At 56.6% G+C, this 15,625-nt stretch carries 10 protein-coding genes and 4 pseudogenes; 5 read left to right on the forward strand and 9 right to left on the reverse strand.

Features of this window, described 5'->3' with window-relative positions; genetic code table 11:
* Nucleotides 1-101: 101 nt before the first annotated feature.
* From istB to IVA79_RS36720, 5 genes and pseudogenes are all read right to left on the reverse strand, one after another.
* Nucleotides 102-728, reverse strand: a pseudogene (istB, locus tag IVA79_RS10200) (IS21-like element helper ATPase IstB); the annotation flags it as partial.
* An 8-nt stretch (nucleotides 729-736) separates the two neighbouring features.
* Nucleotides 737-2,227: pseudogene (gene istA, locus IVA79_RS10205) on the reverse strand (IS21 family transposase); the annotation flags it as partial.
* A gap of 92 nt (nucleotides 2,228-2,319) precedes the next feature.
* Nucleotides 2,320-2,604: pseudogene (locus tag IVA79_RS10210) on the reverse strand (FCD domain-containing protein); the annotation flags it as partial.
* A gap of 804 nt (nucleotides 2,605-3,408) precedes the next feature.
* Nucleotides 3,409-3,933 (reverse strand): arylamine N-acetyltransferase, encoded by a 525-nt coding sequence (locus IVA79_RS10215; protein ID WP_253075257.1) that lies wholly within the window; start codon nucleotides 3,931-3,933, stop codon nucleotides 3,409-3,411.
* A 31-nt stretch (nucleotides 3,934-3,964) separates the two neighbouring features.
* Nucleotides 3,965-4,141 (reverse strand): arylamine N-acetyltransferase, encoded by a 177-nt coding sequence (locus IVA79_RS36720; protein ID WP_253075258.1) that lies wholly within the window; start codon nucleotides 4,139-4,141, stop codon nucleotides 3,965-3,967.
* 1,579 nt (nucleotides 4,142-5,720) lie between these two features.
* Between IVA79_RS36720 and IVA79_RS10220 the strand changes: the two genes are divergently transcribed.
* From IVA79_RS10220 to IVA79_RS10245, 5 genes are all read left to right on the forward strand, one after another.
* Complete coding sequence (locus IVA79_RS10220; RefSeq protein WP_247552460.1) at nucleotides 5,721-7,313, forward strand: hypothetical protein; 1,593 nt, start codon at nucleotides 5,721-5,723, stop codon at nucleotides 7,311-7,313.
* A 4-nt stretch (nucleotides 7,314-7,317) separates the two neighbouring features.
* Nucleotides 7,318-8,001, forward strand: a complete 684-nt coding sequence (locus tag IVA79_RS10225) for an HAD family hydrolase (RefSeq protein WP_247552462.1) — start codon at nucleotides 7,318-7,320, stop codon at nucleotides 7,999-8,001.
* A gap of 11 nt (nucleotides 8,002-8,012) precedes the next feature.
* A complete protein-coding gene (locus IVA79_RS10230; protein ID WP_247552464.1) occupies nucleotides 8,013-8,939 on the forward strand; it encodes an NAD(P)-dependent oxidoreductase in 927 nt (308 codons plus the stop codon).
* 2,658 nt (nucleotides 8,940-11,597) lie between these two features.
* On the forward strand, nucleotides 11,598-12,449 hold the full coding sequence (locus tag IVA79_RS10240) for an MFS transporter (RefSeq protein WP_346658165.1): 852 nt from the start codon (nucleotides 11,598-11,600) through the stop codon (nucleotides 12,447-12,449).
* Between the two features lie 8 nt (nucleotides 12,450-12,457).
* Nucleotides 12,458-12,628, forward strand: coding sequence for a hypothetical protein (locus IVA79_RS10245; RefSeq protein ID WP_247552469.1), 171 nt, complete (start codon nucleotides 12,458-12,460; stop codon nucleotides 12,626-12,628).
* 67 nt (nucleotides 12,629-12,695) lie between these two features.
* Here the strand turns inward: IVA79_RS10245 and IVA79_RS10250 are convergent.
* The 4 genes and pseudogenes from IVA79_RS10250 to IVA79_RS10265 all read right to left on the reverse strand — a co-directional run.
* Nucleotides 12,696-12,881 (reverse strand): annotated as a pseudogene (locus IVA79_RS10250) (IS3 family transposase); the annotation flags it as partial.
* Nucleotides 12,882-12,931: 50 nt separating this feature from the next.
* A complete protein-coding gene (locus IVA79_RS10255) occupies nucleotides 12,932-13,675 on the reverse strand; it encodes a LuxR family transcriptional regulator (protein WP_247552471.1) in 744 nt (247 codons plus the stop codon).
* Between the two features lie 11 nt (nucleotides 13,676-13,686).
* Nucleotides 13,687-13,836 (reverse strand): hypothetical protein, encoded by a 150-nt coding sequence (locus IVA79_RS10260; protein WP_247463599.1) that lies wholly within the window; start codon nucleotides 13,834-13,836, stop codon nucleotides 13,687-13,689.
* Between the two features lie 482 nt (nucleotides 13,837-14,318).
* Nucleotides 14,319-15,173, reverse strand: coding sequence for a hypothetical protein (locus IVA79_RS10265; RefSeq protein ID WP_247552473.1), 855 nt, complete (start codon nucleotides 15,171-15,173; stop codon nucleotides 14,319-14,321).
* Nucleotides 15,174-15,625: the final 452 nt, after the last annotated feature.

The following is a 15,625-nucleotide window of genomic DNA, read 5'->3' on the forward strand; positions in this document are numbered from 1 at the left end:
GGCAGATCGAGCTCTCAGACGAACAAATTAGTCAGCTGCGTAATCGGGTACGACACACCAAGCATTCGAAGAAGGAGGCATCATGAAGTCATCGGCTCGCCGAACACGCTCGGCCATTCGCCGAAGGCGAGATTGGTGGTCACGATGACGGAGGCGCGCTCATAGAGCCGGCTGACGAGGTGGAAGAGAAGCTGGCCACCGGACTGGGCGAAGGGCAAATAGCCGAGTTCATCCAGCACGATGAAGTCCATCCGGGTCAGATGCTCGGCGAGCCGTCCTTGCCGTCCGTTGCGGGTCTCGGTCTCGAGGCGATTGACGAGGTCGACTACGTTGAAGAAGCGGCCGCGGGCACCGGATCGGATGCAGCTTCTGGCGATGGCAATGGCCAGGTGGGTTTTGCCCGTGCCGGTGCCGCCAACCAGCACGACGTTGCGTTGTTGGGCGATGAAGCCGCCGCCAGCGAGATCATTGACGAGAGTCTGATTGATCGGCGTGCCGTCGAACTGGAAGTCGGCGATGTCCTTGGCAAGCGGCAGCTTGGCAATGGTGAGCTGGTATTTGATCGACCTGGCTTGCTTCTCGTTGATCTCGGCGTTGAGCAGGTCGCCGACAATGCGCTGAGGTTCGTGCTGGCGCTTGACGGCAGTTGCCATGATCTCGTCGAAGGCAGCCTTCATGCCGTAGAGCTTGAGTTCGCCCATGAGGTCGAAGATTTGGGTTCGTTCCATCAGATGGTCCTCCGGAGGTTGTCGTAGCGGGCACAATCTGCGATCGGTGCATGACGGAGCGTCAGTGCGGCCGGCGTCATGATGTTGGCCGGTGGGGCGGGTTCACGTTGACGGGCCAGGATATTGAGCACGACATCGGAGGAATGGACGCTGTGACTGAGCGCTTCGGCACAGGCCGCTTCCACCGCGGACAGATCGTCAGTCAGCACCGCGTTGAGGATGTCGACCATCTGCCGATTGCCATCGTCGGTGCTGGCAAGCTTGCGCCGGATCCGCTCGATCGCGGCCGGCAGCACCCAGTCTTTGAAGGGAGCACCGTTGCGCAAGGCGCCGGGTTTGCGGGCGAGCACCGGCACATAATGCCAGGGGTCGTAGACGGTATCGCCGCGGCCAAAGGATCGCGGGTGCTCGGCAACGATGCGTCCATCCTGACGGATCACGATGCGATCGGCATAGGCTTGAACCTCGACCGGTCGTCCGACTGCGCTGGCTGCGACCGAGTACTTGTTGTTGTCGAAGCGCACCAGGCAGGTCTTCGAGACCGATGCCGTCACCGCATGGAAGCCGTCGAAGCGGCCGGCATAGGGAACGAGTTTGGGGCGTTCGGCTTCGAACACGTCCCAGATCGTCTGATCGACCAGCTCCGGATGGCGATGAGCCTTGGCGTAGGCGATGCATTTGTCGAGCAGCCAGGCGTTTAACTCGTCGAGGTTTTTGAACCGCAGCCGCGGCGTGAAGAAGCGTTCCCTGACCAGCCCGACCTGGTTCTCGACCTGCCCCTTCTCCCAGCCCGACGCTGGCGTGCAGGCGACCGGATCGACCAGATAGTGGCTGCACATTTGTAGGAAGCGGCGATTGTAGAGACGCCCTTTACCGACGAAGATCGTCTCTACGGCGGTCTTCATGTTGTCGTAGATGCCGCGGGTGCAGGTGCCTTTGAACAGGGCGAACGCCCGGTCGTGGGCGTCGAACACCATCTCCTGCGTCTCCCGCGGATAGGCCCGCACGAACAGCATGCGGCTGTGACAGAGCCGGACATGGGCGGCCTTCACCATCACCGTGGTGCCGCTCAGCAAGACCACCTCGTGGCTCCAGTCGAACTGGTAGGCTTCGCCTGGGGCAAAGCTCAGCGGGACATAAGCGGCCGCGGTCGATTGCCCGCGTTCTTTGCTCCACCGCCTGGCGTAACGCCGCACCGCATCGTAACCGCCGTCATAGCCGCGGCCGCGCAGCTCTTCGAAGATCCGGATCAACGTCAGCTGTTCACGAGCCGATTTAGCCGCGTTCGCCGCCAGCAATCCGTCAAGCTCTACTGCCCATCGTCCCAGCTTTGGCCGCGGCTGCACCTGCCGCTCGTACTCGAAGGAGGTCTCTCCCGACCTCAGCACCTTCCGAACCGTGTTCCGCGACACCTTCAGGTCACGGGCGATCTCCTTGATCGTCTTGCCCTTGATGAAGTGCTCGCGCCGGATCCGGGCCATCGTCTCCACGATCAGCATCCCCCACCGCCTGCTTCGTTCCAAAGCAGGCAGCGCAACAGACCAATCTGTAGGGGGTCAATTTTGGACGCCGATCCCCCGGCTTCGGGGGGTCAATATTGCAGGCCGAATGACAGAAGCGCCGCGGCGGCGTTCAACATGTGCGCCCGCATTCGTATCGCCATCGCCCTCCGCAATCGCCTGCACGATGGAATCATGCTCGGCGCGGGACTTGCGGATGCGATCTCCCTGGCGCAATTGCGTGCGGCGGAAGGCGCCGAGACGCGCACGGACCTCCTGCACCTGCGCCGCCATGAACGCGTTGCGCTGTAGATGCCCCTGTGGAACAGGCGGTTGAACCTGTCGTAGGCATCGACGTCGTTGGCGTCGACCATTTCCGATAATACTGGTGAAACAGTGCCGCCATATCGACCGAAATCTCCTCAATGGGGGCGTTCGACGGCAGGTTTTGAGAGAAGTTGGAATTGGAAGAAAACAATTATCCCACCCAGCAGACAACGATCCGATCCCTGCATCCGCTCCCACACCATCAGGGCGGTCAAACAAGTCGATCCGCTCCTGATCAAGTCGGCCCCGGACGATGGTGGCGATGCCGCGACAGTTATTCCGCAAGGGTAGCTTCTCAAAGGTCTTGCCCAGGCGGCGAAAGCCGCGCGGCAGAGGCGCTGTCGGTCCCGCCGACGCGCAAGTACGAGAGCGATGGCGGCCCGGCATGGTGAAGCTTCTTGATCTGCTCAAAGGCAGCGATACCCCTCTGAGGATTCGTCAGTTTGCAGGAAATGCCGGCCTTACACCTCGGCGATGCTGTAGTGGTTGTTCGTCCCCAGCGACATTGCGAGCTTCATTTGCTTGCGCTGGATTTGGCCTGTGGTCGAGACGGGCCCCACCGCAGCGCTGGTTGACAGCGTATTGGCTCGGAACCTTGATGGAGCTTTTGTCTCTACATCGGGATAAGCGATCCCGTAATGGGTGAGCAACGTTGCACAGAACAAGGAAGGGTAGCTCGAATTTCCTCACGGCATACATAAAGGGGGCATACGTGATGGCGAAACGCTGCATCCTTGCGCCGAGTGGTTCGCACGGAGGCTCGGCACAAATTTCCGGCTGTTGAAGAAAATGGCTTCGACGAACTATTTGCCGACCTCGGAAGAACTGGTAGGGCACGACGGCTGCACAGCCGATTAAGCGATGCGTCTGCGCAAGCTTCGCGGGTGCAGGCGTTTGACGAACGCGTGGTCCTTAAATTGGCTGCGAGTCAATCGGAGCTTCCTGTTAAGCAAGGTTGCACGCCCCTCGGATGTCATCATGAGGACGGATGGAAAGGACATACGGTCCCAGCGTGCGCAGATGAAGCTGGCGCCCTCGAAATCTGGTGGCAAGGCGACGGCTCGATCGATACCGAAAAGAGCGAACCATTCATCTTCGTTCCTGCGTTCAAGCACGAGGTCTCCACTGGCCGGGTCGGCCCGCAGACGAAACACGTCATGGCCAACTATTTGCTGCTCCTTCGTATCGATTCGTAGCGGTGCAATCGGTGCCGGACCGGGAAAGCCGGCATCGGCAAGCCAGTCGCAGTCCTCTATGGTCACGATCAATGCCTGATGTGTGCGTGGGCCACCTTCCGGAGCTCCCATGGGCACCCTGCAAAGAATGGGCCGGACCGTGAAATCGAGTGCTTCGAGCGCCAAGCCAAACAACTTGTTCAATTCGAAGCATAGCCGCCTCGCCGGGCATCGATCAGTTGGCCCAGATCGACTTTTCAGTCAGATCGGGGATATCGCCTAGCAGAACATCAAAGTTCTCATAGGGGATCGCACGCATTTGAGCCTGCTGTAGCGCGAGAAGGCCATCAAGCGTTGTCGGGACTTGAGCAAGGCCGATCCGATCGAGATAGGTCGCAATTTTAAATGCCATGGCACGTCCTTGATATCTGGATTCGTGTGATTAAGGGGCCGGACGCCCGATGACTTCGCAGGGCAACGTGAAGAAGGTGGCCATCTCTCCTATAGAAATGAAACAGCCTGAGCACTCCGCCGACAGCCTCAGTGCCGGTATCGAGCCAACGGGCCATTTGTGCACGGCCAGAACAGCCCGTAGGACTTCCGATCCGCGGCGGTTTGCAACGGCGATCTTCCAGCCTTGCGAATCATGTCATCTCGCCTCGCCGCGAACGCTCCGCGTTTCCCGATCCACAGGGCGCCTGGTTGCCAGATACAGGCGTGGCGTTTACGAATTGCTTGCGTTGAGCTCATCAAATATCCTAGCCGGGCGCTTTGCTTCGCTCTTGCGCGAACAAGTTGATCTGCGGGCGCTTCTGCATTTCGGCAATCCACATGTTCCCCCCTGGCCGTCGGAACGGCCGCTTGTCGCCACCTGATCTGCGATTACCTGCCGCGCTGGCCTTGAGATCCTGGATGATTTCGAGATTTCCACCGTGTGGGCAATATGGCCGGTCGCGCGATGCCATCCATTGTGTTGCGTAGCGCCGCCAACGTTCGAAGAATGACGGAGTTGCTCGATAGAATAGATAGCTTTCATCTGGACTCTTGAATCGTGACGGCGAGAGACCGCTGTTCTTGAAATGCGTCGTCCTTCACCGTCGCTGCAATCAACATGCCGAAAGCCGTCATGCTAGTCTTGCTGCAAGACAACAACACCATGTGCTTTGCGAGCGCGCGCGGAAACATTTTGGCCTGATGTCAGCGGCCGGGCATGAACGTCTTCAAGACGACACGGCTGAAAACAAACATAGGGGAGTCAAAACATGATACGGTCCCCTTGCCGACCTCGCTCGCGTCTGCGCCATGTGCCTGAACTACATTCTGTGAAGTCTAGCCCAATCGTGCGAGCTTCGTTCACAAACGCCTCCTCATTTATGTGACGCTTCAATAGCCTTCACTTTGCGCATCGATGCCGTCACGGAGCGTTTACCCCTTCAAAGCGGCAACAACGGCGGACAGCGCTGTTCGCTCCGTGACATCAAGGAGATCGGAGCGCGCTCGAGTTCAAACAGCAAACAGGGCCCGATGGTCCCTCGGTGGGGCGTCCAGTTCGCTGAACGTCTTCGTTCTTCAGCGTACGGTTGGGACTGCCGCTTGAGGATTGGACAAAGATATTCCCGCCGCGGCAACAGTCGCGTAACCCTCTTTGCTGCGGCTTCTAGGCGGAGCACCGCGGGATAGCGCCCATCAGGCACCGTGCCCACCAAAGCTGACTTTTGGTGGCCGCCATCTCGGAAGTCCGGCAGCCGGATCAGGGCGCCTTTTTCGAATCACACACTTCGTCTGCCAATCTCGGCGAAGCCTCATGCGCGCGAAAGAGGGCTTGGTACGAGCCTTGCTTGCTGAGGCGCGAAACCATGTGCTTCTCGCGAGCCGACGGATTACCTCCGCTCGGTGTCGGTTCCAGACATTGGATGTCTGCAACCGGACAGGGTGGAAAACAACAACGCGCAACGCGCGATATCCATAATCGTCGATCACGGAGACATAGCATGTCCGGTGTTGCAGGCGCATTTCTGCTGCCTTCAAGCCGCTCACAAAGGACGGTTTACGATCAGCTCAAGCACATGGTGCCGAGGCTTGAAAACCGTGGACAGGAGGGGTTCGGCGTTGCCGCGTTTATGCATGAAGAACGGTTTCAACATACAAAGTCATGCCGGCCAGCAGGCAAACTAGCAGGTGTTGATTTCACTGAGCAGGACGAGCATTTCAGACCGCATGTAGCTATAGCACACGTTCGCACTCCCTCTCACAGAGAGAAGAGTGACGCCGACTTTCAGCCCTTTGACAATCATAAAACCTCCTGCCGCCGTTTGACGGTTTGTTTGAACGGGGCTCTGGTCAACGCTGATGAACTTAGGAAAGAACTGCACGCCGAAGGTCATTCCATCAGCTGCAACACCGATGCGGAGCTCTTGCTCAAGCTCATCGAGAGCATTTGTCAAAGAGATTATTGGCAGCACGGTCTGCCGGTTAACTACCAGAAGGTCTTCCAAGACATTGACAAGGGTATTGACGGAGCCGTCAGTGCACTCTTGTTGGATGGCCTAGGAAATCTGACCGCCTTCCGCAATCGCAGGGGTTTGCGGCCTTTGGAATTCATGCAAACCGAAGATGGCTTTTTACTTTTTGCCTCAGAAAACAGTGCTTTTTCTGGTCTACAAGGCCGAGTCGACGAAATTCGGCCAAGTCACATCAAGCATGTGAACGGCAGAACGGGAGACTGCCTTGATCACTTTGTGGGCCAGGCTCAGCACAGTCCCAAGCTTTGCGCCTACGAAACGCTTTATCTGGGAAATGCAAGAACGTTGGTGCAAGGGCAATCTCATCTAGCAACTCGTAATGATATAGGCATGACCTTGGGCCGAATTGTCTGGCCGCGATTAGCGGTCGAAACAAGCTCCGCTCCCATAATCGTTTCTTCCATGCCGCGCACCGGGACACCGTATGCCGACGGACTATTTGCATCGCTGGCCAAGCAGCAAAGTGCGCTCGTCCAACGGCACGAGGTGATCGCAGTAAACCGCTCTCAGCGCACACTTATCGGGTCTCTTGGCGAGCGCAACTCGCTCATCTGGCAAAAGTACCGCGTCGAAACGAACGACGTCAGGGATAGAATCATCGTCGTAGCCGATGAAGCTCTTATTCGTGGCGATACAAGCCGCGCAGTGACGGAGATGCTCCTTGCCGCTGGGGCAAAGGCTGTGCATTGGGCAATCGGTTCGCCGCCTATCGTTGCACCAAATTACTACGGCATGGGTATCGAGACCATAGATGAGCTAGCGTTTTGGAAAATATGGAAAAGCCTGGCACCCGAAACGCGGCAGGATAGCTTGCGCTTTCATAGGATGGCGCCGCAAACGCTTCGGGTGATCGAACGCAAAATTGCTCTATCGATCAACGCTGCTACCATTACGTATTTGCCCTTTGAAGATCTGCTTTCCTTGCTGCCGCGGGGACATGAGGGAATCGATTTTTCTGCGTTTACGTTCGAGATGCCGACCCCTGGCGGGCAAAAACGCGCAGACGAGAATTTGAATAGATTGATCGCCGATCTCACCTCAACGAAAACGTCTGCAACATGAGGCCATGATGAAACCTGCTCTTGTATTCGACTGGAACGGCACCCTCCTCGACGACGCCGACGCCTTGCTACAAACGACGAACACCATTTTGGACCGCTTAGGCCGGGCTGCCATCGATATGCAAACCTTTCGGGATCATTTCGATGTTCCACTTTCGGTTTTTTTCCGCAATCTAGGAATGTCGCAGAGTGAAATAGAAACGGTGGATAGCCATGACAGTGCTATTTTCCACGACACCTACGAACCACTGGCGAGCAACGCCGCTCTGCGCGAAGGCGCGCGTTGCATTTTGGAAACGGCACGTCAACAACACGTTTCCAGCATTATTGTCAGTAACCATATAGTCGACCCCCTTGTTACCCAATTGCGAAGACATGGAATCGAAGATTGTGTCGCGGAGGTTCTGGCGTTTGAAAGCCGCGCTACTCAATATAAAGGCATAAGCAAAGGAGAGCGGCTTCGTCTGTATATGCGAGCATACAATCTGGACCCCAGCTCAACTTTCATCGTCGGGGACATGCCGGTCGAAACGGATATTGCACGCGAACTTGGCTTGATCAGCGTAGCCATTACAGGCGGATTTGTTTCCGAGACGCGTCTGCGAGCGGCGCAGCCGGATTATCTCATCGAGAACCATCATAAGCTGCTGCCCATTCTGCAGGAGCGTGGCCTTTTTCACAACTCATAACGACGCAGAGCATGACTGAAACTCCGTCAACTGAAACGCCTGGGAAAGTCGGACAACGAATCGGCCTAATCGGCGCAGGGCGCATGGGAACAGGCATAGGAATCAGTCTTTTGCGTCATGGCACTGAACTTCATATCAAAGTCAACAGAACCCGTGTTGGCGCGGAACGCTTGACTGGCATGGGTGCTCATGAGCACACCGCAATTTCCGAATTGGCCCGGCATGTAAGTGCCGTCGTTTTATCCCTGCCCTCAAGTTGCGAGGTCGAGGAAGTCTGCCTTGGGCAACATGGGCTATTTGCACATTTGCCCCGACAGAGTTTGATACTTGACTGCACCACGTCCTATCCTGCTTCAACCCTCACTCTAGCCGAACAGGCCAAAAAGCATGCATTGCACTTCATAGATGCCCCCGTAACACGAAGCCCTGAACAAGCAGAGCAAGGGCGTCTCAACGCCATCGTTGGATCTGATCAGAACACGTTTCCTATGGCGGCTCGTGTTCTTACCGCATTTTGCGAGAACATCGTCCATGTGGGTGATATTGGACAGGGCCATAAGCTCAAACTTGTCTATAATAGCATGACGATGGGCATGGCGGCGGTGGTAACGGAAGCTTGCCAGCTTGCCGATGCCATTGACGTCGACCTCGCAATCTTACGCTCCTTGGTCAGTCGCGGCGCGACCAACAGCGGGATATTCCAAAACTTTGCAGCCTTTTTGTTGGACGAAAAGCCGGATGCTTTGGCAATCTCGATCAGAAACGCCAAAAAGGATATTGACTGCGGCGTGCGATTAGCGAACGAAACCGCGTTGAAGGTGCCAGTTCTGACTGCCGCCGCGCAAAAGTTCCAAACCTGTCTCGCCGAAGGCAAAGGTGAATTGACCTTGCCTCATCTTGCGCTTTCGTCAAGGGATGACGAATCACGGCAGAATTAGCAGCGACGCACCCAAAACAAATCTCTACAGTCCATGTCTTCCTGTTCTCCAGCGTCGCCTTCACAAGGATGGCGAAAGCATCGGCTAGATGCTTTTGTACTTCAAAGCGATGCTCGATCCCGGGCTGCTGTTTTGAGCACGCAGGCCCAGCCATCGTTCCCGCTTTCTCCAAGCTCTTTGAAGAATACCAGGCGATCACGAGAGAGGAGATCGCGATTTGGCGCAACAGCCACATACGGACGGTGAAAGAGCCTCGAGGACGTCACCGGCCACAAAGCGGTTGCATAACTTTCTGACGAGGCCGGGTAGACTATGCGGAATGGCCCGCGAACGTGTCCTGGCTGATGCGGTCGTTGAGGCGAGCGTTTGGAATATGTCGATGGACATGTTTAGCCGGATGCTCAAGGAGCTGAGCATCAGACATCTCTACCGCAAAGCTTTAAGGAGTTGAGGGTTGTTTGACGTCAGACATTGTGCGCGGCGGCATTCGATGATCACTGATGGCCCATCATCGATGCGTCAAGACCATCATTGCGCAGCTCGGTGGTCGTTCCGACAGGCAACCTTCGGAAGGGTCTGATGCCTTCAACGCCTTCCGAAGTTAGTCGACGATGCCCAAGATCGGAACCCGCTGCTCATGGACCGTGGACGCGCATTTCGTTCTCGGGCGCTTTGCCAAGATCTGCACTAACTGCGCTCTTTGATGCGAGCCGCCTTCCCAAGTTGGGCAGCTAACTCCCACGTGCCTGAACCAATACGCGCATCAACGTTAAACTTCTGGAAATGGCGGGATTCTAGCTCCAGTACCTAACGCAACGTGAGATTAGGGCGATTTCGTTTCTGAGGAATGTTGTGATGAAGTTACAGCAATTCACGATGATGTTGCCAAGACGCGCAGAGCCGGGCTCAAGTGTGGAATAGCAATCCAATGAAGAATTTTCTGCTTCTGACTGCAAGCATCATCGCAATCAACGCGGCGGACCCGCACTTGGCGCGGATCTCGCTCCACAGCCTGTCCAAACCAACGCGCCGCAGCTGTCGGTCGCTCCCGCGATCTGTGACTGGACCGGTTACTATATGGGCATTAACGGCGGCTGGGTTCGAGCCATAACTGCTAGGATTTCGCAGGCGTTACTCCCGAAGGCTGCCATGGTACGACCGCCGGCACTATCGGTGGCCAGATTGGCTATCGCTGGCAGATCTTCAATGTGGTCTACGGTCTTGAAGGCCAGGGCAACTGGGCAAACTTCAGCGGCTCCAAATATCAGCACCGCTTTCCCGTCGAACATCAATCGAACCAAGACGGATGCGTTCGGCTTGCTCACCGGCTAGCTCGGCTACGCTTTCAAAACCGTGCTGCTTTAGGCCGAGCGCGGTGCTGTGATGACCAGCAAAACAGACCAGATCAACTCCGACGGTCACTGGGGCGGAGCTTGCTAAAAGCGATAGCGCGCGCCGTAGGGGCTGGCCTGGAAAGTTAACTTCGCCCCCAGCTGGTCAGTTGGCGTCGAGTATGATCACCTGTCATGCCGGAGAGCAACGTGACCTTCCCGCTGTCGGGACGGATCGCATTCACCAGGATGTCGATATGACGACCCTTCGGCTTAACTACAAGCTGTTTCCAGTGGTTGGAAAATGGCGATCTCAACGTTTGCGGCGGATCGAGGAGCCCCGACCTTCGGCCGGGGCTTTTTCTTCGGAGTGCTCTTTCGCGCAGCGCTAACTGGCCGCTTTTGCCGAAGCGCCGCCTTTCCAAGTTACGCAAGGGATATGATCTTCTGCACTGACGCCGGCGACATGCGCCCCGTCGGCTGCGGCACACTGGGTGTACGCGCCAGATCCCAGCCTTCGACTTTCGACGGCGTGGTGTGTACGGTCAAGGCTAATGACGCGATTGTCAGGTTCGAGATATCGATGTTTCCAATCTACATGAGGCGACCTAGAGAACCTTCAGTTTTCAAACGGCACGCTGCTTGCTTCATTTCGTACCGCCGTCACCGATGCCGGCTGCCCGGCGCTTGGCTAAAAACCGGATGCGCGCAATGGAGTGTTTGATGTGATCTGGTGTTCGTCCTTCCGGAGCCGCGATGATTGCGCCCATCGCTAGCTGCGAGGTCAATTCGGCAGGCCTTGGCCCAGCGATAAAGCTGACGCCCGTTCTGTGGAGCTGGTCAGAAGATAAGATGGCGCGCAGCCGGCGACGGTTACGGCCGGTCGTCCTTCAATAATCCTTCGCCGACTAGCGACGTCGCCCCCTTGTTTCTGGCGGCGGTTTGCTCGACAAGATGAAGGTCAGGCGCAGTATGCGAAATGATTCGAAGTAGCAACTGCCACCCGGATCTCTCACCCCGTACAGCCAACGCTCGGATCAGACTCCGGTTTGAGGCGCTGCTGCGCTGGAACGATCCGCTGCTTGTCCAAACCGTGCTCTCGAAGCACATGCGAAACTGCCCCTTAAAAGGAAGAGGCTTGATGGCAAGTCGCTACATGCCACATATCGGGATGGTCGCTTTGGCCAGTCAGCAGTATCTGGCCATCGCGTTGATCTATTCGGCCATTCCGGTGATCCTTTCGGGGCAACGGCGCCAGCCTGGAACTGGTCGGCTTGTATGGCACGGTCTTCTTTGCCTTCACGGTTAACTTTCTTTGGGCCCCATCGTGGATCGATGGAGCCTCAATCGTCTCGGGCTGAGGCGGTCATGGATCCTGTTGACCCAAATCGCCACTACCACTGCGCTGGCACTGATGGCATTTTTGAACCCAAAGACCGATTTCGTGCCGGTTTTTTTTGGTTCTCTCGCCTTTGCGACCGTCGCGGCCACACAGCGGATCGCAACATTGGGCTACACAGCGGAAGACCTCGGTTCCGGCGAGCGTCCGCTCGGCGCGGCGCTGCTGGGCTGGGGATGGGTCGTCGGCCACGTGATCGGTGGCGCGGTCTGCCTCCAGCTGATCGAGATTGTCGGTTGGCGTCCGGCCTTGCTGGGCTTAGCGCTGCTGCTAGCCGTTTTCGCTGGATGGGTGTTCGCGATTCCTGAACCGCTCCATTGCATGAGCCGAGTGCGCTCACCGCAGCGTCCGTCTATCTTCCCGATCCTTCTCAACAACGGCATGTGGACAACGGCTGCATTGGTCGCGCCCGGCGTTATCAGGATCGCGCTGGCGTTTGCAATGGTGCAGTTGCGGCTCGTCGATCTCGGCTTTGCCGCGGCAGATATCGGATGGATTGGAGCGCTCTCGAACGTAGTCACGTATACTATCATCGCGCCAGCGACCAGCGCGATCCTGACCCGAATGGCGCCGAATCGGGGCGTGATCTGGGGCTGTGCAGTCCTGGCCATCGGTTTTGGAGCGCTTGCGATTATCGATCGCTATGTCGTCGTTCGCGTGAGCGCCGCCGCGAGCGTCGGGATCGTGTTCGCGGCACTCGCAGTCCAGCATGTTATATTCACAAATTGGTTTCTCGCGCTCGCCCGGCCGGGCAAAGCTGGCACGGATGGCGCGTTCTGACTTCGGTGATGTCGGCGTTCGCATTGATGGGCTTCGCGGCGAGCGGTTTTGTCGCGGCGAGATTTGGCTACAGGATCACGCTGATATTGCCGGGTCTCGGCTATGCTCTCTCAGCCTTGCTCGCTGCGGCATTCATCCGCGCCGCCGATCTGACACCGCAGCGCGTGGCGAGAGACTGATGATCTGACTCACGCACTAGCCAGTCTTCCTGAGTCACAGCGTCGCGGTCGACAGCAATCCGTGGTGCCAGCCCTCGCGGCGGAGCAGAACGTGGACACGGCGATAGCCGTAGCGAACGCGTGCATGACAGATCTCCTTGATCCGATGTTCGAGGGCAGCCTGGCCGGAGCGACGCGATTTGTAATGGTAGGTCGACCGATCGAACTCGAGGGCTTCGCAAGCCTTGCGGATCGAGACTCGCCATTCACAGCAGTTTTCATACGCGAACTGGCTTCGATACAATCATCGTCCCATCAAGATGCTCACGCAACATGGACGTCAAAGATAAGGTTGAGGCGGATCGCCACAATGGCGGCTTGGATCCGGCTGGTCGCGCCCAGCTTTCGCATCGCGTTCTTAAGATGAAAGTTTACCGTATTCTCGCTGATTTGTAATATCCTACCGATTTCCCATGACGATTTGCCCTCTGCCACCCACCGTAGACAATCTAGTTCCCGCTGCGATAACGCAACTCTCATATTGCAGTTATCTTCGGCCGGACGTGTGATCTCCACACAAGCGGTGTGAAAGTGCCAGGCTAGTGCGTTGAGATGGCCTTTGGAATGTTGAGGATCGGCATCGTCGAACCGAGATGCAAACGATACGACGGATAACCGACCCAATGGCCCAAACAACGGTACACTCATGCCGTGCTTGAGACCGGCCTCTCTGGCCTCATCAAGTACGCGCCGTTCGTCGGGCTGTAGTTGATATTGCTCGGCGAGTTGATCCCACAGAAAGGGCCGCGAAAGCGTCGGTGTCCGCCGGACTACCGGATCGATTTTGTGGTACTTTCGCTTAAAATATCGTTCACACCATTCGGGCGGCCACTTTACGGCCACCGCCGGTGGCGGATATTCCGGTAGACGAAGTGGCTCCACGAAATTGAGCGCTCCGTAAGAGACTTCGCTGAAGCCTTCGTCGCTCGCACAGCTCACGAGAAGCTCGAAAAGCGATCTGAGGCATTGTGTTCGCGTCGCACATTCGGTGAAGCTGAAAAGATCCATTTTTTGGCGCCTCAGCAGGCTGGCCCAAAAGGTCGGTATTGCGCCGCTCCATTGAGCTGGTTTTGAGCGGAAGCAAGTTCCAATCCGTCGCCGAGCCGCTCCGTGATCCCGAGCTCAAGGAGCCCGGTGTCACCGCCGATGTTCGGCTTGCCGGCGAGCATGAAAATTCTGCTTGGTGCAGAGGGCACCTTGCATACGCATCTCCGGAAGGGCGAGAACCTGGGGATGAGAACAGCAAGTGTTGTACCAGTTGCACCGCTCCAAAAAATCGGATTTAACGACAATGACTTGAGAGAATTGGGATAGATGTCGCGGGCGCGTGCGTTGAAGAATTCGCGACATCAGGAGGAAAGGCGACAGCGCCATTTGGCTTAGTTGTTCGTGACGATTGCCTGACTGGATTTTCTCTTGACGTCTGATCGGTACCTCTTGTGCAAGGCACCGCTGAATCGCTCATTATTGCCTGTCGCTTGCCAAGAAACTCGAAACAAGCGGAAAAGTTCAAGGGCAACGCATGCAGGCTATCTGACTCATCTATGAGCCGAATCCGCTCTGACCGACCAATACATGCAATTCTGAGGCACCGACAGGAGATGAGGCGCAGATGCTCGTTGGTACACTTGCGCGCCGACGCTTCAATCCGTCACTGCGGATTTAGCGGCTTAGCAACGTTTCTCAGAACAGCGGCGCGGCAGTTGACAAACATCTTCTTCGTGTAATTCCCGCCGAAGTAATCCAGTACGAAGGTGCCGGTATAATCCGGATCATCGCCCACGCTGCAGATTATGCTGTCGAGAATCTCGCCGATTTCGGGAATGCGCTCGCAGTAACGGGCACGGAGAACATTAACAGCGTTCATCGAGTGAACTGCCTCGTCGGCAATCACCTCTGTCAGGCAACGAAAGAAGCTGCTGCCAAGTCCTGCATAGAACTCTCTATCCGCAGCATAGGCGCGGCAAGTACACATCTCATCAAATGCGATCATAACGATCACAGAGAATTCGTCCTTCAAGTATTCATTTATTGCAGAAAAACTATGCGATCGAGCTTCCAATCTGTCTCGAAGATCTTTTTCGGATTCACCAGCGACAAGCTCCATGATCCGGATGAAAGCATCGGTGTGACGCTCTTCATCCGCGGCCCAGGCACTAAAGAACGCCTCAGCTTCGTTGGTGGCGATCAGATTTCGGTTGAACAATTCTTGTTTTAAGTGCCTCGCGTCGTATTCAGTATACAACTCAGGCCACAACTTGTCCCGACGTGCGCGCACAGCCGATGGTCCGGCCGTGAACATCGCCGGCGTCAACTCATCGAAAAAGTCTTTTGGATTCCAGTTACGTCGAATCGGCGCAATCATCCGACTGTCCTTCTCTGCGAGCGGCCTAGCAGACGACGCTCGGAAAGCATACTTGCCCCACAACAAGTATGCTGTCGCCCCCTTGTTTTGGTGGGCAATTTCGAGACGCAACTCATCAAACGGTTTGAAACTCGCGATCATCAACAGAAGCTCATAGGGGCCATCAACGGTTTTGGAGTTCGCGTGTAGTGTAGGCTGCGGTATCCCATCGCTTTCTTGCAAACCGCTCCCTTTGATTGCGCGGCGGGGCGAGTCGAGGAATCTACGATTTGGCTCAATACACATCCGTATAAGATCGGCTGTGTGTTGTAGCTGCCAACTTCCCGGCAGCCCTGTGTATTAGGACGCATGCTCGAAGTCTGCCAGACAGACACCTTCGGGAATTGGCTCCGGGCGCTGAAAGATGCGAATGCCATTGCTCAATTGCCGCCCGCATGCGCCTTCTCGAACTCGGCAATCTTGGACAATGTGAGACCAGTTGAAGGCACTTCCGAATTGCGGTTCGACGACGGCCACGGTAATGACTTTAGTTCCTTCAGCAGGGCAACACCGGGTCGTGTTCCCGGTGGTGGTGTAGCTCGGCAGAGCAAAGC

It is taken from the genome of Bradyrhizobium sp. 138 (assembly GCF_023074075.1).
Taxonomy (GTDB): domain Bacteria; phylum Pseudomonadota; class Alphaproteobacteria; order Rhizobiales; family Xanthobacteraceae; genus Bradyrhizobium.